This is a genomic window from Candidatus Pantoea gossypiicola, assembly GCF_008632075.1.
Classification (GTDB): Bacteria; Pseudomonadota; Gammaproteobacteria; order Enterobacterales; family Enterobacteriaceae; genus Pantoea; species Pantoea gossypiicola.
Genome location: NZ_VWVM01000009.1, coordinates 1 through 16,867 on the forward strand (window position 1 = coordinate 1; position 16,867 = coordinate 16,867).

General features: G+C 52.9%; 17 protein-coding genes, 1 rRNA gene and 1 other annotated feature. Of the genes, 7 read left to right on the plus strand and 11 right to left on the minus strand.

Annotated features, from left to right (window positions below; genetic code table 11):
• The 4 genes from F3I20_RS13020 to rluD all read right to left on the minus strand — a co-directional run.
• Nucleotides 1-127, minus strand: a 16S ribosomal RNA gene (locus tag F3I20_RS13020); the annotation flags it as partial.
• Between the two features lie 471 nt (nucleotides 128-598).
• A complete protein-coding gene (gene clpB / locus F3I20_RS13025) occupies nucleotides 599-3,184 on the minus strand; it encodes an ATP-dependent chaperone ClpB (RefSeq protein WP_190285972.1) in 2,586 nt (861 codons plus the stop codon).
• A 113-nt stretch (nucleotides 3,185-3,297) separates the two neighbouring features.
• Entirely contained in the window at nucleotides 3,298-4,026 is a 729-nt protein-coding gene (gene yfiH / locus F3I20_RS13030; RefSeq protein ID WP_150037765.1) for a purine nucleoside phosphorylase YfiH, read from the minus strand.
• On the minus strand, nucleotides 4,026-5,003 hold the full coding sequence (gene rluD / locus F3I20_RS13035) for a 23S rRNA pseudouridine(1911/1915/1917) synthase RluD (RefSeq protein ID WP_150014568.1): 978 nt from the start codon (nucleotides 5,001-5,003) through the stop codon (nucleotides 4,026-4,028). The genes yfiH and rluD overlap by 1 nt, the downstream gene beginning before the upstream one ends.
• Nucleotides 5,004-5,132: 129 nt before the next feature.
• On the opposite strand from rluD, the gene bamD reads away from it, so the two are divergent.
• The 4 genes from bamD to pheA all read left to right on the plus strand — a co-directional run bounded on the left by bamD (nucleotide 5,133) and on the right by pheA (nucleotide 7,880).
• A complete protein-coding gene (gene bamD, locus F3I20_RS13040; protein ID WP_009086788.1) occupies nucleotides 5,133-5,864 on the plus strand; it encodes an outer membrane protein assembly factor BamD in 732 nt (243 codons plus the stop codon).
• Nucleotides 5,865-6,144: 280 nt separating this feature from the next.
• Nucleotides 6,145-6,480 carry a ribosome-associated translation inhibitor RaiA gene (gene raiA, locus F3I20_RS13045; RefSeq protein WP_013358812.1) on the plus strand — a complete coding sequence of 112 codons (336 nt, stop codon included), beginning with the start codon at nucleotides 6,145-6,147 and terminating at the stop codon, nucleotides 6,478-6,480.
• An 89-nt stretch (nucleotides 6,481-6,569) separates the two neighbouring features.
• Nucleotides 6,570-6,694, plus strand: a sequence feature (Phe leader region).
• On the plus strand, nucleotides 6,571-6,618 hold the full coding sequence (gene pheL, locus F3I20_RS24165) for a pheA operon leader peptide PheL (RefSeq protein WP_187507180.1): 48 nt from the start codon (nucleotides 6,571-6,573) through the stop codon (nucleotides 6,616-6,618). Its footprint overlaps the feature before it by 48 nt.
• A gap of 22 nt (nucleotides 6,695-6,716) precedes the next feature.
• Nucleotides 6,717-7,880 carry a bifunctional chorismate mutase/prephenate dehydratase gene (gene pheA / locus F3I20_RS13050; RefSeq protein ID WP_150014570.1) on the plus strand — a complete coding sequence of 388 codons (1,164 nt, stop codon included), beginning with the start codon at nucleotides 6,717-6,719 and terminating at the stop codon, nucleotides 7,878-7,880.
• Between the two features lie 41 nt (nucleotides 7,881-7,921).
• Here pheA and tyrA read toward each other — a convergent pair whose 3' ends face one another.
• Complete coding sequence (tyrA, locus tag F3I20_RS13055) at nucleotides 7,922-9,043, minus strand: bifunctional chorismate mutase/prephenate dehydrogenase (RefSeq protein WP_150014572.1); 1,122 nt, start codon at nucleotides 9,041-9,043, stop codon at nucleotides 7,922-7,924.
• Between the two features lie 5 nt (nucleotides 9,044-9,048).
• Entirely contained in the window at nucleotides 9,049-10,128 is a 1,080-nt protein-coding gene (locus F3I20_RS13060) for a 3-deoxy-7-phosphoheptulonate synthase (protein WP_150037766.1), read from the minus strand.
• Nucleotides 10,129-10,416: 288 nt separating this feature from the next.
• Between F3I20_RS13060 and F3I20_RS13065 the strand changes: the two genes are divergently transcribed.
• Nucleotides 10,417-10,953 carry a GNAT family N-acetyltransferase gene (locus F3I20_RS13065; protein WP_150037767.1) on the plus strand — a complete coding sequence of 179 codons (537 nt, stop codon included), beginning with the start codon at nucleotides 10,417-10,419 and terminating at the stop codon, nucleotides 10,951-10,953.
• A 97-nt stretch (nucleotides 10,954-11,050) separates the two neighbouring features.
• Here F3I20_RS13065 and rplS read toward each other — a convergent pair whose 3' ends face one another.
• The 5 genes from rplS to ffh all read right to left on the minus strand — a co-directional run bounded on the left by rplS (nucleotide 11,051) and on the right by ffh (nucleotide 14,559).
• On the minus strand, nucleotides 11,051-11,398 hold the full coding sequence (gene rplS / locus F3I20_RS13070; protein WP_003849035.1) for a 50S ribosomal protein L19: 348 nt from the start codon (nucleotides 11,396-11,398) through the stop codon (nucleotides 11,051-11,053).
• A 42-nt stretch (nucleotides 11,399-11,440) separates the two neighbouring features.
• Nucleotides 11,441-12,205 carry a tRNA (guanosine(37)-N1)-methyltransferase TrmD gene (trmD, locus tag F3I20_RS13075; protein ID WP_050496505.1) on the minus strand — a complete coding sequence of 255 codons (765 nt, stop codon included), beginning with the start codon at nucleotides 12,203-12,205 and terminating at the stop codon, nucleotides 11,441-11,443.
• Nucleotides 12,206-12,240: 35 nt separating this feature from the next.
• Entirely contained in the window at nucleotides 12,241-12,789 is a 549-nt protein-coding gene (gene rimM / locus F3I20_RS13080) for a ribosome maturation factor RimM (protein ID WP_150014578.1), read from the minus strand.
• A gap of 18 nt (nucleotides 12,790-12,807) precedes the next feature.
• Nucleotides 12,808-13,056: a 30S ribosomal protein S16 gene (gene rpsP / locus F3I20_RS13085; protein ID WP_009086880.1), complete on the minus strand. Its 249-nt coding sequence runs from the start codon at nucleotides 13,054-13,056 to the stop codon at nucleotides 12,808-12,810.
• Nucleotides 13,057-13,197: 141 nt separating this feature from the next.
• Nucleotides 13,198-14,559, minus strand: a complete 1,362-nt coding sequence (gene ffh / locus F3I20_RS13090; protein WP_013358819.1) for a signal recognition particle protein — start codon at nucleotides 14,557-14,559, stop codon at nucleotides 13,198-13,200.
• Between the two features lie 163 nt (nucleotides 14,560-14,722).
• Between ffh and F3I20_RS13095 the strand changes: the two genes are divergently transcribed.
• Nucleotides 14,723-15,523 (plus strand): cytochrome C assembly family protein, encoded by an 801-nt coding sequence (locus F3I20_RS13095; protein WP_150014580.1) that lies wholly within the window; start codon nucleotides 14,723-14,725, stop codon nucleotides 15,521-15,523.
• Between the two features lie 15 nt (nucleotides 15,524-15,538).
• Nucleotides 15,539-16,825, plus strand: coding sequence for an HlyC/CorC family transporter (locus F3I20_RS13100; RefSeq protein ID WP_013358821.1), 1,287 nt, complete (start codon nucleotides 15,539-15,541; stop codon nucleotides 16,823-16,825).
• Nucleotides 16,826-16,867 lie beyond the last annotated feature (42 nt).

Genomic DNA, 16,867 nt, shown 5'->3' on the forward strand with positions numbered 1-16,867 from the left:
CCAGACATTACTCACCCGTCCGCCACTCGTCACCCGAGGAGCAAGCTCCTCTGTGCTACCGTCCGACTTGCATGTGTTAGGCCTGCCGCCAGCGTTCAATCTGAGCCATGATCAAACTCTTCAATTTAAGTTTGATTTGCTGAAACCAGTTCAGCGATGCTCATCTGTAAAACGTCATAATGAATTTCATTATGTGTTCACTCGTGAGGCTTTGATATTTTTGTGCGTCCGGAGACGCTGATATCAATCCTGCGAGTGCCCACACAGATTGTCTGATAAATTGTTAAAGAGCAGTGCGAACAGTGCGTTAGCGTCCTGTCGCGAGGTGGCGTATGTTACGCTTTCCTCCTGCAGAGTCAACCTCTTTCTAAGAAGTTTTTCTCCGGCGGCGCAGTCTCCTGAACCTTCAACCCGTTTCCCGTTGCCGGTGTGCCGTGTCGATGGAGGCGCATTATAGGGAACGGTTCAGATAGCGCAAGTGCAAATTGAGACTTTTTTACTGACCGTTCGATTTACACTCAAAAGGGATAGTAATTAAGCAAAAACCCCGCAAAAGGACAAAAAAACGGGCCTGCGGCCCGTTTTTCAACTCGCATCATTACTGATGTGCAGTTATGACGTCGTTTTCCACATCCATTTCGATGGTTTTGCCTGGCACCAGCGAACCGGCAAGGATCTGCTGAGCCAGCGGGTTCTCAATCTGCTGCTGTATCGCACGTTTGAGAGGTCGTGCACCATAGACCGGATCATATCCATTCTCAGCCAGCAGTTTGATCGCCGCATCGGAGATGTGCAGCTGATAGCCACGTTCATCCAGACGCTTGTACAACCGTTGCAGCTGAATCTGCGCAATCGATGCGATGTGTTTTTCAGCCAGTGGATGGAAGACGACCACTTCATCAATACGGTTGACGAATTCAGGACGGAAATGCTGTCCGACCACCCCCATCACAATATCTTTCATTTCCGGATAGCTGAGGTTACCGAACCGCTCCTGGATTAAATCCGATCCCAGGTTAGAGGTCATAATCACCACGCTGTTACGGAAGTCGACCGTACGCCCCTGCCCATCCGTCAGACGTCCATCATCCAGCACCTGCAGCAAAATGTTGAATACATCAGGATGTGCCTTCTCGACTTCATCCAGCAGGATTACCGAATAAGGACGACGGCGCACCGCTTCGGTCAGATAACCGCCCTCTTCATAGCCGACATAGCCCGGAGGTGCGCCCACCAGCCGCGACACCGAATGTTTTTCCATAAATTCGGACATGTCGATACGCACCATCGCATCGTCACTATCGAACAGGAAGTTAGCCAGCGACTTACACAATTCGGTTTTACCAACCCCGGTCGGTCCCAGGAACAGGAAGGAACCAATAGGCCGGTTAGGATCTGACAGGCCAGCACGACTACGGCGAATCGCATTTGATACCGCTTCAACCGCTTCATCCTGTCCGATAACCCGGCCATGCAGATCCTGCTCCATGCGCAGTAACTTATCGCGCTCACCTTCCATCATTCGCGCCACCGGAATACCGGTCCAGCGCGCCAGCACATCGGCAATCTCCACATCGGTTACGCGGTTGCGCAGTAACTTCATGGTTTTTCCTTCCGCCTGAGTCGCTGCGGCTAGCTGTTTTTCCAGTTCAGGAATTTTACCGTACTGCAGTTCTGACATCTGAGCGAGATCGCCCTGACGACGAGCCTGCTCTAAGTTCAGACGCGCCTGCTCAAGTTCAGCTTTAATATTCTGCGTGCCGGACAGCGAGGCTTTCTCAGTCTTCCACTCATCTTCCAGCTCGGCATATTCGCGCTCTTTCTGGTTCAGCTCAGTTTCCAGCATCTCCAGACGTTTGATACTGGCATCATCCGCCTCTTTCTTCAGCGCCTGCTGCTCCAGCTTCAACTGGATGATGCGGCGCTCAAGGCGATCCAGTGACTCCGGCTTCGAGTCCATCTGCATACGAATGCTGGATGCTGCCTCATCGATCAGGTCAATCGCTTTGTCCGGCAGCTGGCGGTCAGCAATGTAACGATGAGAAAGCGTTGCCGCTGCGACAATAGCCGGGTCAGTAATCTGCACATGGTGATGCAGTTCATACCGCTCTTTCAGGCCACGCAGAATGGCGATGGTGTCTTCTACACTCGGCTCAGCCACAAAGACTTTCTGGAAACGACGCTCCAGGGCAGCATCTTTTTCAATGTACTGGCGGTACTCATCAAGTGTGGTGGCACCTACGCAGTGCAGTTCACCACGCGCCAGCGCTGGCTTAAGCATATTACCAGCATCCATCGCACCGTCCGCTTTACCGGCGCCCACCATGGTATGAAGCTCGTCGATAAACAGGATGACGTTGCCTTCCTGTTTCGACAGGTCACTCAGCACCCCTTTCAGACGCTCTTCGAATTCACCGCGATATTTCGCCCCGGCCACCAGCGCCCCCATATCCAGCGCCAGTACCCGGCGGCCTTTCAGGCCTTCAGGAACTTCACCGTTAATGATGCGCTGCGCCAGCCCTTCAACAATCGCGGTTTTACCCACGCCAGGCTCACCAATCAGCACCGGGTTATTTTTGGTTCGGCGCTGCAGAACCTGGATAGTACGACGAATCTCTTCATCACGACCAATCACCGGATCGAGTTTGCCCTTCTCGGCACGCTCGGTCAGGTCAATGGTGTATTTTTTTAATGCCTGGCGCTGATCTTCAGCCCCCTGATCGTTCACGTTGTCTCCTCCCCGCATCTGTTCAATCGCACTGGTGATTTTTTCGCGCGTTGCGCCCGCTGCTTTAAGCAAATCGGCCAGTGAACCACGTGATTCAAGGGCGGCCAGAACAAATAATTCGGATGAAATGAAGTTATCATTGCGCTTCTGCGCCAGCTTGTCGCACAGGTTTAATACCCGCACGAGGTCAGATGAGGGTTGTACATCCCCTTCGCTGCCTTCAACTTGTGGCAGGCGATCGATGGCCTGCTCAACCTGAGCGCGTAAGGGGGTAACGTTGACACCCGCAGAAGTCAGTAAAGGTGAAACCGATCCGCCTTCCTGTTTGAGCAATGCGCTCATCAGGTGCAGAGGTTCAATAAATTGGTTGTCGTGTCCCAGAGCCAGGGACTGCGCGTCGGCGAGAGCCAGCTGAAATTTGTTAGTAAGACGATCCAGACGCATAATTCCTCCCATTACAGGTCAAAATGCTACTGGAGATTAAATGAGGTCATCCCTCAAATTTTCAAGGTTAATGACCTGAGATTTGAGTAAAAAATACACTAACTGGACCGTCTTATGGCGTAAGGTTATAACAGCCAGATCAAAGTTGCCATACGCCCGGTGATCCCATCGCGACGGAAGGAAAAGAAATCGTCGCGCTGGGTGAAGGTACAACGGCTGTCGGCACTGATTGATTTCACGCCCGCGGCCTGGAGTCGCATATGCGCCAGCAGCCAGATATCAGCGTAAAATTTGCCGCCTGAAGGGCGGAAAGCCTGCACTGCGCGAGGATCCTGAGCCATAAAGGCCTCACGTACTTCTGCACCAACTTCAAATGCATCCGGCCCGATTGCCGGACCCAGCCAGGCATGGATCTGATCCGATGGCGAACGAAACTGCGCCAGCGTATTTTCCAGTACACCCGCACAAAGTCCGCGCCAGCCTGCATGTGCCGCCGCCACTTCCGTCCCATCCTGCGAACAGAACAGGACCGGGAGGCAGTCAGCGGTCATGATGGCGCAGACGACGCCAGGCTGATCGGTGATACAGGCATCGGCACGTAATGGCGTACTTGCTCCTTCAGCCAGGCGCACAACGTCAGTGCCATGAACCTGATCCAGCCACTGCGGCATCGCAGGCAAGCCCGCCTCTGCCATCAGTAACTGCCGGTTACGCGTTACCGTATCCGGATTATCCCCCACGTGCCCGCCGAGATTCAGTGCATCCCAGGGCAATGTACTGATGCCACCCTGTCGCTGCGTCGAGCAGGCCCGAACGCGTGACGGAGCAGGCCATTGAGGCGTAATCAGATTCATCACCAGTTCATCTGGTCTTTAAATTCTTCGGTGTCTGCTTTTAACGCCGCGATCAGATCAACCATATCCTGCGGAAGCGCCGCATGGAATTCCATTTCAATCCCGCTGATAGGGTGATACAGACGTAGCATGGTGGCATGCAGAGCCTGACGATCAAAACCGCGCAGCGTAGTGATAAATGCCTCTGATGCGCCTTTTGGCGGACGCGGACGGCCACCATAAAGCGGATCGCCCACCAGCGGATGGCTGATGTGAGACATATGCACACGGATCTGGTGTGTACGACCGGTTTCCAGACGCAGGCGAAGACGGGTATGGGCGCGGAAGTGCTCCATGATGCGGTAATGCGTCACCGCTGGCTTACCCATCGGGTGAACTGCCATATGGGTGCGTTTGGTTGAGTGACGGCTGATAGGCTGCTCAACCGTGCCGCCCGCCGTCATATTACCAATCGCGACCGCTTCATATTCACGGGTGATTTCGCGACGTTGCAGCGAATCCACCAGATGCGTCTGAGCCGGTACAGTTTTCGCCACCACCATTAAACCGGTAGTGTCTTTATCCAGGCGGTGTACGATGCCTGCGCGTGGTACATCCATAATCGCTGGATAGTGATGAAGTAAGGCGTTGAGTACCGTACCATCCGGGTTACCGGCGCCAGGGTGAACCACAAAGTCGCGTGGTTTGTTGATGACGATAATGTCTTCATCTTCATAAACGATATCGAGTGGAAGATTTTGCGGTTCCCATCGCTGTGCCTCTTCAATCTCAGCGTCAATCGCGACCCGCTCGCCGCCCAGCACTTTTTCTTTGGGTGTATCGACCATGACGCCGTTTACCGTCACGCGACGGTCAAGGATCCACTCTTTTATGCGGGAACGTGAATAATCAGGGAACAATTCCGCCAAAGTCTGATCTAAGCGTTGTCCGAGTTGTGATTCGGATACCGTTGCGGTGAGTTGAACTTGTTGTGCCATATACAGCTTCTTCGTTAACGTTGGGTTTTCACGGCGATGCCGTTTAATATAATGTGCTATCGTACCTGGTCATTACCGGGAGCTATACGGACAGCTTCCGCCATAACATTTGAGGATAATCACTTCGTCATGACGCGTATGAAACATCTGGTGGCTGCTGCCACACTGAGCCTGGCACTTGTTGGTTGTTCCGGCTCAAATGACGCGGTACCGGACAGCCCGCCTTCTGAAATCTATGCTACAGCGCAGCAAAAGCTGCAGGACGGTAACTTTAAAGCTGCGATTAAGCAACTGGAAGCGCTGGATAATCGTTATCCGTTCGGTCCTTATTCGCAGCAGGTGCAGCTGGATTTAATCTACGCGTACTATAAAAATGCCGATCTGCCCCTGGCACAGGCTGCCATTGCCCGCTTTATGCGTCTTAACCCCACACATCCGAACATTGACTATGTCATCTATATGAAAGGTCTGACGGATATGGCGCTGGATGACTCAGCACTGCAGGGCTTCTTTGGTATCGATCGTTCTGACCGCGATCCGACGCACGCTCGTGATGCCTTCCGCGACTTCTCCCAGCTGCTGCGCAGTTACCCGAACAGCCAGTATGCGGCTGATGCTCAGAAACGTCTGGTCTATCTGAAAGACCGCCTGGCGAAATATGAACTGTCAGTGGCGCAATTCTATACTAAGCGCGAGGCATATGTCGCGGTTGTTAACCGTGTCGAAGGTATGATGCGCGATTATCCGGATACTCAGGCAACACACGATGCGCTGCCGCTGATGGAAAATGCTTACCGCAATCTGCAGCTGAACGCTGAAGCAGACAAAGTGGCGAAAATCATTGCAGCGAACAACAGCTGATAGCCCGATAGCTTTTCAGCCATAAAAAAAGCAGCCTGTGATGGCTGCTTTTTTTGCTCAAAGAACAGTCATAAGTGGATCTGCTGCCAGCGAGCTAACTCATCAAGCATGCCGTGTTAATCGTTTCGCTTCAAGCCATTTCAGCCAGTTTCTCAGCCTTTCTCACAGAATGTCGTGACTGACAAAAAGTGACATTTTTTCGTGATCGAAATCTCACATTCAACGCTTTTTCACGCTATGCTGAAAAGACCAAGACGGAAATGACAGAGAGGTAGGAACGATGATTCTGAACATTACCAGTAAACAAATGGAGATCACTCCGGCAATCCGAAGCCATGTTGAAGACCGTCTCGCCAAGCTCGAAAAATGGCAAACTGACCTGATTAATCCGCATATTGTCCTGTCCAAAGAGCCTAAAGAATTCGTGGCTGACGCCACTATTAACACACCTAACGGGACTCTGGTGGCCAGCGCCAAGCATGATGATATGTATACCGCGATCAACGATTTGATTGCGAAGCTCGAACGTCAGCTGAATAAAGTTCAGCATAAGTCTGAAGCGCGCCGCGCCAGTGCCAGCGTAAAAGATATTATCCCCGCCGACGAAGAGTCCTGATTTTCATAACGCGCCTCCGGGCGCGTTTTTTTATTGACAGCTTTTAAGCAGTACGGTTACTCTCAGGCCACTCTCTTTGCGGACATTCACATGAAACTTGATCTGTTTTTCTTCGCTTTCTTTTTTACCTTCCCCTGAACGGGAGGCCATTCGTCGTGTGAAAATGAAAGCGAAGACGAACAACGAAGCCTCCCAACCGGGAGGCTTTTTTATTGGATAGCATACAGGTGAGCCCTATGAATCCCGACAATCCATTGCTGGCGCTACGCGATAAGATCAGCGCGGTGGATAAAAAACTTCTGACGCTGCTGGCCGAGCGTCGCCTGCTGGCAGTGGAAGTCGCGCAAGCGAAACTGGCAACGCATCGCCCGATTCGCGATGTGGAGCGCGAACGCGCGCTGCTGGAGAATCTGATTGTGCTAGGTAAAGCGCACAAACTGGATGCGCACTACATCACCCGCCTGTTCCAGCTGGTCATCGAAGATTCAGTACTGACTCAGCAGGCACTGCTGCAGAAAAACCTCAATCATCCCCATGCGCATGCCGCCCGCATCGCTTTCCTTGGTCCGAAAGGCTCTTACTCGCACCTTGCCGCACGCAACTATGCGTCGCGTCATTTCGACAGCATGGTGGAGTGTGGCTGCCTGAAGTTTCACGACATCATCAAGCAGGTCGAAAATGGCGTGGCCGATTATGCAGTGATGCCGATTGAGAATACCAGTTCGGGCTCTATTAACGACGTCTACGATCTGCTGCAACAGACCAGCCTCTCTATCGTGGGTGAGCTGACACTACCTATCGACCATTGTGTACTGGTAAATGGCCTCACAGATCTGCAGCAGATAGAGACCGTTTACAGCCATCCTCAGCCCTTCCAGCAGTGCAGCCAGTTCATTAACCGCTTCCCGCACTGGAAAATCGAATATACCGAGAGTACCGCAGCAGCGATGGAGAAAGTGGCAGCGCTCAACTCACCTAAGGTGGCGGCGCTGGGCAGTGAAGCTGGTGGCGAGCTCTATCAGCTGCAGGTGCTGGAACGTAATCTGGCAAATCAGCAGCAGAACCATACCCGCTTCATCGTACTGGCCCGCAAACCAATTGAGGTATCGGACCAGGTTCCGGCGAAAACCACGCTGATTATGGCAACCGGCCAGCAGGCGGGTGCGCTGGTTGATGCGCTGCTGGTTCTGCGTCAGCACAATCTGATTATGAGCAAGCTGGAGTCCCGCCCGATTAATGGCAATCCGTGGGAAGAGATGTTTTACATTGATGTGCAGGGCAACCTGCAATCAGAGCGAATGCAGCAGGCGCTTCAGGAATTGCAAACCATGACCCGTTCTCTGAAAGTACTGGGCTGCTATCCCAGCGAGAATGTGGTGCCAGTCGCCCCCGGCGAATAAACAGAAAAGAAAAAAGGCATCCTATTGGATGCCTTCTTCATTTATGGGCGGCTGTCATTGGCCGAACGCAGCAGACTGCGACTTTCCACCAGGAAGCGTTTCGCGTGATCGCCAAACCACTGTTCTACCCGGTTAAAGCTGGCAATAAACGCCTGCTTGTCGCCCTGCTCCAGCAGCGCAATCGCCTCACCAAACCGCTGATAATAGCGTTTGATCAGCGCCAGATTACTCTCTGATGACATGATAATATCCGCATAGAGCTGCGGATCCTGCGCGAACAGACGTCCCACCATCGCCAGTTCCAGCCGGTAAATCGGCGACGAGAGCGCTAAGAGCTGATCGAGATTGACGTTCTCTTCAGCTAAATGCAGACCATAGGCAAAGGTCGCAAAGTGGCGCAGCGCCTGAATGAACGCCATGTTCTGGTCATGCTCAACCGCGCTGATACGATGCAGACGCGCACCCCAGACCTGAATCTGCTCCAGGAACCACTGGTAGGCTTCCGGCTCTCTTCCATCACACCAGACCACCACCTGTTTTGCCAGGCTGCCGCTGTCCGGGCCAAACATCGGATGCAGACCTAGCACCGGACCGTTATGAGCGGCCAGCATCGCCTGCAGAGGGCGGTTTTTCACTGACGCCAGATCGACCAGAATACAATCTTCAGGCAGTGGAGGCAGCTGAGCAATGACCTGCTCGGTCAGATGAATCGGCACACTGATGATTACCATGCCGGCATCGCTAAGCAGTGCCCCGGCCTGTGGCCAGTCCTCTTTATCCAGCGTTTTTACCGTGTAGCCTGACAGGCTGAGCATTTTTTCAAACAGTCGGCCCATCTGGCCCTTGCCACCGACGATTACCACCGGGCGCAGTTCAGGACAGAGGGTTTTAAACCCTTTGTCATTTTCGCTGGTATAGGATTCGCGCATCACGCGACGCAGCACATCCTCAATCAGATCCGGCGGCACGCCCAGGGCTTCAGCTTCTTTGCGACGGGAAGCCAGCATAGACGCTTCCCGTTCAGGCACATAGATAGGCAGGCCGTAACGGCTCTTGACCTCCCCTACTTCCGCTACCAGCTCCAGCCGTTTAGCCAGCAGATCCAGCAGCGCTTTATCAACACTGTCAATTTGATCGCGTAACGCGGTCAGTTCAGCCACCATTGCTCTTACACCTCTTGTGACAGACGCGCCGCCAGCACTCCCTGCAGATCCTGATGCATCTCACGCAGCAACGTTTCGGTCACTTCCCAGTTGATGCAGGCATCGGTAACGGAAACGCCATACTTCATTTCGCTGCGTGGCTGTTCAGAAGACTGATTACCCTCATTGATATGGCTTTCCAGCATCAGACCAATGATTGAACGGTTACCGTCTTTGATCTGCGCAATAGCGGATTCCGCTACGCCAGGCTGACGGCTGTAGTCTTTATTCGAATTGCCATGGCTGCAATCTATCATTAAGGCTGGACGCAGTCCCGCTTTGAGCATCTCTTTTTCACACTGCGCGACATCTTCAGGACCGTAGTTCGGCGCTTTGCCACCACGCAGAATCACGTGACCATCCGGATTGCCCTGCGTCTGCAGCAGGCAGACCTGACCAGCCTGATTGATGCCGACAAAACGGTGCGGCATTGCGGCAGCACGCATGGCGTTGATTGCCGTTCCCAGACTCCCATCGGTGCCGTTTTTAAAACCTACCGGCATCGACAGGCCCGAGGCCATTTCACGGTGCGTCTGAGATTCTGTCGTCCGTGCGCCAATGGCAGACCAGCTGAACAGGTCGCCCAGGTATTGCGGACTATTGGGATCCAGTGCTTCAGTCGCCAGCGGCAGCCCCATTTCAACCAGATTCACCAGCAGCTGGCGCGCAATGTGCAGACCCGCTTCCATATCAAAAGAGTTATCCATGTAAGGATCATTAATCAGCCCTTTCCAGCCGACAGTCGTACGAGGCTTTTCAAAATAGACGCGCATCACGATATAAAGCTGATCTTTCAGCTCTTCAGAAAGGGTTTGCAGACGACGAGCATATTCGAGCGCCACTTCGGTATCGTGAATTGAGCAGGGTCCGCATACCACCAGCAGACGCGGGTCACGGCCGGCAATAATGTCAGAAATAGTCTGGCGGGACGCCGCGACCTGATCCTGATGTTCAGTAGTCAGTGGAAACTTCGCTTTCAGCTCTTCAGGCGTGATAAGTACCTGTTCACCGGCGATATGCACATTGTTCAGCGCGTCTTTTTGCATGATGGCGATCCTTTGGCTCGTATTAGCTGATTAAGGCTCCTCATTGAGGAATGCAATTACTGTATCACAGACAATACATAGCGCAATATTACATGTACACATTTATTACCACAGATCAAATACAGTCTGGACTATTAAATAAATAGTGTTTAAATTCATAGCTATAAATAAAAACCCTCCAGGATAACGATTCACCTTTCTGTAATTATATATTTACACGTAAGTATGTTGCGTTTCTGCTCCCCACAGGCAGAATGAAATAATTATCCTGTTGAAACTGAGAGAGTTATGCGCCCATCGCTACAGAACATTTATCTGCGACCTTTTGAGCTTGGCGACGTTTCCGCATTTACTGCTGCAGTTAATGACTCACTGGACAGCCTGATCCCCTGGATGGTCTGGGCGCATCACGATTATCAGCCTCACGAAGCAGAAAGCTGGATCCGCTTTACCCACTGGCAAAGGATGAAAGAAGAAGCGGAAGAGTTTGCGATCGTTGATCAGCATGACCAGCTGCTGGGAGGCGCAGGAATACGCTTTGCCCGTCATTCAGGTGACACCAGCGCAATTGGCTACTGGGTTCGGAGTGACGCCCAGTGTCAGGGTATCGCCAGCCGCGCGGTGGCAAAGCTGTTACCGCTGGGGTTTTCACACCCGGAGACAAGAGTGATTGAAATTCTGGCGGCTGAGGAAAACCTGGCCAGTCGGAGAGTTGCTGAGAAGTGCGGTGGCCAGTTTATTGGCTGTCGCTATGGCCTGATCGTATCAGAGGCGGGGCCGGTTAATACGGCGATTTATCATTTTCAGAGGCCGGACGTCGGTTAGCTTCTGTCAGCTGGCTGCCATCAGGACAAAAAAAGGGGCTGGCATCACGCCAACCCCTTGTTTGCTATTAACTTTTAGATGTCGCGTTAGCGATACCTTAGTTAAGACGCTCTTTAATACGAGCAGACTTACCAGTACGCTCACGCAGGTAGTACAGTTTGGCTTTACGCACAGCGCCACGACGTTTAACAGCGATGCTGTCAATGACAGGTGAATGAGTCTGGAATACACGCTCAACGCCTTCGCCGTTAGAAATTTTGCGAACAGTGAATGCAGAGTGCAGACCGCGGTTACGAATAGCGATAACCACGCCCTCGAATGCCTGCAGACGTTTCTTAGAACCTTCAACGACCCATACTTTCACTTCCACGGAATCACCCGGGCGGAAGGAAGGTACGTCCTGTTTCATCTGCTCTTGTTCAATTTGCTTGATAATGTTGCTCATAATTAAATCTCATATCCTGGGTAAACTGATAGTCGGGGAAGATCACTCTTCCACATCATCGTTTTGTTGCTGCCGAGATTCACGCTGGAACTCATTCAGCAACCTTGCTTGCTCTTCAGTCAGAGCCAGGTTTTCCAGAAGTTCAGGTCTTCTCAGCCAGGTACGGCCTAGCGACTGCTTCAGACGCCAGCGGCGAATATCAGCATGGTTACCTGACAGTAATACTGCCGGGACTTCCACGCCGTCTAACACTTCAGGTCGGGTATAGTGCGGGCAATCCAGCAAACCGTCAGAGAACGAATCCTCATCGGCTGACGCCTGCTTGCCGAGTACGCCTGGAATAAATCGGGCGACTGCGTCAATCATCGTCATGGCTGGCAGTTCCCCGCCGCTGAGAACGTAATCACCGATTGACCATTCTTCGTCAATTTCGGAATGAATTACGCGCTCATCAATCCCTTCATAACGGCCACAGACCAGAATTAACTTGTCTCGTGCCGCCAGTTCGCAAACGCCCTGTTGGTCCAGTTTGCGCCCCTGAGGTGAAAGATATATCACTCTGGCACCATCACCTGCCGCTGCTTTCGCTGCGGAGATGGCATCCCGTAAGGGTTGTACCATCATCAGCATTCCCGGTCCGCCGCCGTAAGGACGATCATCCACGGTACGATGCCGGTCGTGCGTGAAGTCACGAGGACTCCAGCTTTGAATGCTGAGCAGACCGTTTTTTACAGCCCGGCCAGTTACCCCGTAGTCGGTAATAGCGCGAAACATTTCTGGAAACAGGCTAATAACACCAATCCACATTGTATTCGCCGTTACGTTACCGCTCGATTCGGAGCTCAAAAACCAGGATCCCAATCTACCTCAATGACGCGAGTAGAGAGATCGACTTTCCTGATAACCTGTTCATCAAGAAACGGAATTAACCGCTCCTGAACACCGAATGCATCCTTCAGGTTTGCCTTAACGACGAGAACGTCGTTCGAGCCGGTTTCCATCATATCGATGACTTTGCCCATCTCGTAGCCTTCAAGGTTAACCACCTGGCAGCCCATAAGGTCCTTCCAGTAGTAATCGCCCTCTTCCAGCGATGGCAACTGCGTCGAGTCAACCTGAATTTCGCAATTGGTTAACTGAGCCGCCGCATCCCGATCGTCAATGCCTTTGACTTTGATGATCAGGTCCTGATTGTGGTGCTTCCAACCTTCCAGTTCGACCTGCTGCCATTTACCGGCGCGCTGGATGAACCAGGGTTGGTAGCTGAAGATGCTTTCAGCGTCTTCAGTGGAGGAAAACACTTTGAGCCAGCCGCGAATACCGTAGGCGGCTCCCATCTTACCCAATACAATCGGGTTAACAGGAGGCTGTGCGGCAAGTTGTCTGCTCATGCTCACCACCGTGACAGATTAAGCTGCTTTCTTAGCTTCTTTGACCAGCGCGTTAACGCGATCAGAGAGTGTTGCGCCCTGGCCAACCCAGTGCTCGATACGATCCATATCAAGACGCAGACCTTCAGCCTGACCAGAAGCGATCGGGTTGAAGAAACCAACGCGCTCGATGAAACGACCGTTGCGTGCATTGCGGCTGTCAGTAACGACGACCTGATAGAACGGACGCTTTTTAGCGCCGTGACGTGCCAAACGAATTGTTACCATAACATCCTCTTCAGTTAATAAAACACCCGGCCCCCATCGAGGAACGGGGTCCGGGTGCTGTATAAAAAGCCCGAAAATTTTACTCATTTTGGCGAAAAAAGCAACCTAAACCGTGCCTTTCCGGGCTTTTTTGTGGAACGCTTAGCGGCCAGGGAATCCTGGCGGCATCATACCCTTCATGCCGCGCATCATTTTCGCCATACCGCCCTTCTTCATTTTCTTCATCATACGCTGCATGTCGTCGAACTGCTTCAATAAGCGGTTAACGTCCTGTACCTGCATACCGGAGCCAGTTGCGATGCGGCGCTTGCGCGAGCCTTTGATGATTTCTGGTTTCTCACGCTCTTTGCGCGTCATCGAGTTGATGATGGCTTCCATGCGCACCAGCACTTTATCATCCATCTGCGATTTCACATTGTCAGGCAACTGTCCCATACCGGGCAGTTTGCCCATCAGACTGGCCATGCCGCCCATGTTGCGCATCTGCTTCAGCTGCTCAAGGAAGTCATTGAGATCAAAACCGTCGCCGGTTTTCAGCTTCTTAGCCAGTTTCTCCGCCTGGTCGCGGTCAACCTTGCTTTCGATATCTTCGATCAGTGACAGTACGTCACCCATGCCGAGGATACGTGACGCAATACGGTCGGGATAGAACGGTTCAAGCGCTTCGGTTTTTTCACCGACACCCATGAATTTAATCGGCTTGCCGGTGATATGGCGAATCGACAGCGCAGCACCACCGCGGGCATCACCGTCGACCTTGGTCAGGATAACCCCGGTCAGCGGCAGCGCTTCATTAAAGGCTTTTGCCGTGTTTGCGGCATCCTGGCCGGTCATGGCATCGACCACAAACAGCGTTTCTACCGGCTTAATCGCGGCATGAACCTGTTTGATTTCGTCCATCATCGCTTCGTCAACGTGCAGACGACCGGCGGTATCCACCAGCAGCACATCGTAGAACTTCAGACGGGCTTCACGCAGCGCATTGTTAACGATATCGACCGGCTTCTGGCTGAGGTCGGACGGACAGAAATCCACGCCAACCTGCTGTGCCAGGGTTTCCAGCTGTTTGATTGCCGCCGGACGATAGACGTCGGCAGAAACCACTAAGACTTTCTTTTTGTGCTTCTCACGCAGGAACTTACCCAGCTTAGCGACGCTGGTGGTTTTACCGGCACCCTGCAGGCCCGCCATCAGTACCACGGCTGGTGGCTGAGCCGCCAGGTCGAGTGCGTTGTTCTCTGCACCCATCGCCGCAACCAACTCGTTACGAACGATTTTGATGAACTCCTGACCTGGCGTCAGGCTTTTATTCACATCATGGCCGACCGCGCTCTCTTTCACACGGTTGATGAAGTCACGCACCACCGGCAGTGCAACGTCAGCTTCAAGCAGCGCCATGCGCACTTCACGCAGGGTCTCTTTGATGTTCTCTTCAGTCAGCCTTCCGCGGCCGCTGATATTTCGCAGGGTTTGCGACAAACGATCGGTTAAATTATCAAACATGGTCTCTCACTTAAAAAGATCGCGAGGCGCCTGATCGGCAGAATGCGGCGGATTATAACACGAAGCCTCGGCGATCTCTGCAATTGCCCCTTAGATCGTTTGGAGCCTGCTTCGGCTGGCGCTATACTGCCTTTTTCCTTATCTGACTGACCTGAAAGGATCTATGTTCGTTTTCGCGATAGTGGCGCTATTCGCCTACTCCTTAAGTCTTGCCCTTATCATTCCCAGCCTGTTGAAACGTAACGGCGGCTGGCGGCGAATGGCGATGTTCTCTGCCTGTGTGGCGCTGGTGACACACGCGGTCGCCCTGCAGCAACGCATATTTGCGGTTGATAGCGGACAGAATTTAAGCCTGCTCAACATTGGCTCGCTGGTGAGCCTGTTGATCTGCGCCATCATGACCATTGTGGCTTCACGCAACCGTGGCTGGCTGCTGCTGCCGATTGTCTACAGCTTCGCGCTGATTAATCTGGCCTTCGCTACTTTTGTCCCGAATGCGTTCATCACCCATCTGGAAACCACGCCGGGCATGATGATCCATATCGGTCTGTCGCTGTTCGCCTATGCGACGCTGATTATTGCCGCGCTCTATGCGCTGCAGCTGGCGTGGATTGATTATCAGTTGAAAAACAAGCGACTGGCGTTCACCCAGGATATGCCGCCGCTGCTGACCATCGAACGTAAAATGTTTCATATCACCCAGGTCGGCGTTGTGCTGCTGACGCTGGTGCTCTGCACCGGTCTGTTTTATATGCAGGATCTTTTCAGCGCAGAAAACGTCGATAAAGCCGTTCTCTCCATCATTGCGTGGTTTGTTTATATCGTTTTGCTCTGGGGGCACTATCATGAAGGCTGGCGTGGTCGCCGCGTCGTCTGGTTTAACTGCAGCGGTGCCGTGCTGTTAACTATGGCTTACTTCGGCAGTCGCATCCTGCAGCATCTGCTTGTCCCTGTCTCTCGTTAAAAAGGAAGTTCTGCGTTGGAGAATGTTTCAACCACCACGCTGATTATTATTCTCTGCGTCATGGTCCTGGTTTCCGCCTGGTTTGCCGGGTCGGAAACCGGCATGATGACGCTTAACCGCTATAAGCTGCGCCATCAGGCCAAAAACGGTAATCGCGCCGCACGCCGGGTGGAGAAACTACTGCGTCGTCCTGACCGGCTGCTCAGTCTGGTTTTAATCGGTAACAACCTGGTCAATATTCTGGCCTCCGCCCTTGCCACCATCGTAGGCATGCGTATTCACGGTGATGAAGGCGTTGCGATTGCGACCGGCATCCTGACCTTTGTGGTGCTGGTCTTCGCTGAAGTGCTGCCAAAAACCGTGGCGGCGCTCTATCCCGAGCGCGTCGCCTTTCCCAGCAGCCTGCTGCTGGTCCCGTTACAATACATCATGCTGCCGCTGGTCTGGCTGCTCAACACCATTACCCGGTTGCTGATGAGGATAGCGGGTATCCGCGCTGACGGTGCCATTAACTCTGCGCTGAGCAAAGAGGAGTTACGTACCATCGTCTATGAGTCGCGTAGCCTGATGTCACGCCGGAACCAGGACATGCTGCTCTCTGTGCTCGACCTGGAGAAAGTCAGCGTTGACGACATCATGGTGCCGCGTAATGAGATCGTCGGTATCAACATCAATGATGACTGGAAGTCGGTCGTACGTCAGCTGAGTCACTCGCCACACGGCCGCATCGTGCTGTTCCGGGATTCGCTGGATGACTGCGTCGGGATGCTACGGGTACGCGAAGCCTGGCGCATGATGACGGAGAAAAAAGAGTTTACCAAAGAGACGCTGCTGCGTGCCGCCGATGAGATCTACTACATCCCGGAAGGTACACCGCTTAACACCCAACTGGTGAAGTTTCAGCGCAATAAAGAGAAAGCGGGCGTGGTGGTGGATGAATATGGCGACATCAAAGGGCTGGTGACGATTGAGGACATTCTGGAGGAGATTGTTGGTGACTTCACCACCTCCATGTCACCGTCGCTGGCAGAAGAAGTAATGCCGCAGAATGATGGCTCGGTGCTGATTGAGGGCAGTGCTAACGTGCGTGAAATCAATAAGGCATTTAACTGGCAGTTGCCAGAGCAGGAAGCCCGCACCATCAACGGCATGCTGCTGGAAGCGCTGGAAGAGATCCCCGCAATCGCCACCCGGGTTCAGATAGGCCATTACAACGTCGATATTCTGGACGTGCAGGACAACATGATTAAACAGGTGCGCATCACGCCAAAGACGCCACTGAAAAAATCGGTCGGTTCCTGAAGCCATAAAAAAACGCCGCAATCGAGATGATGCGGCGTTTTT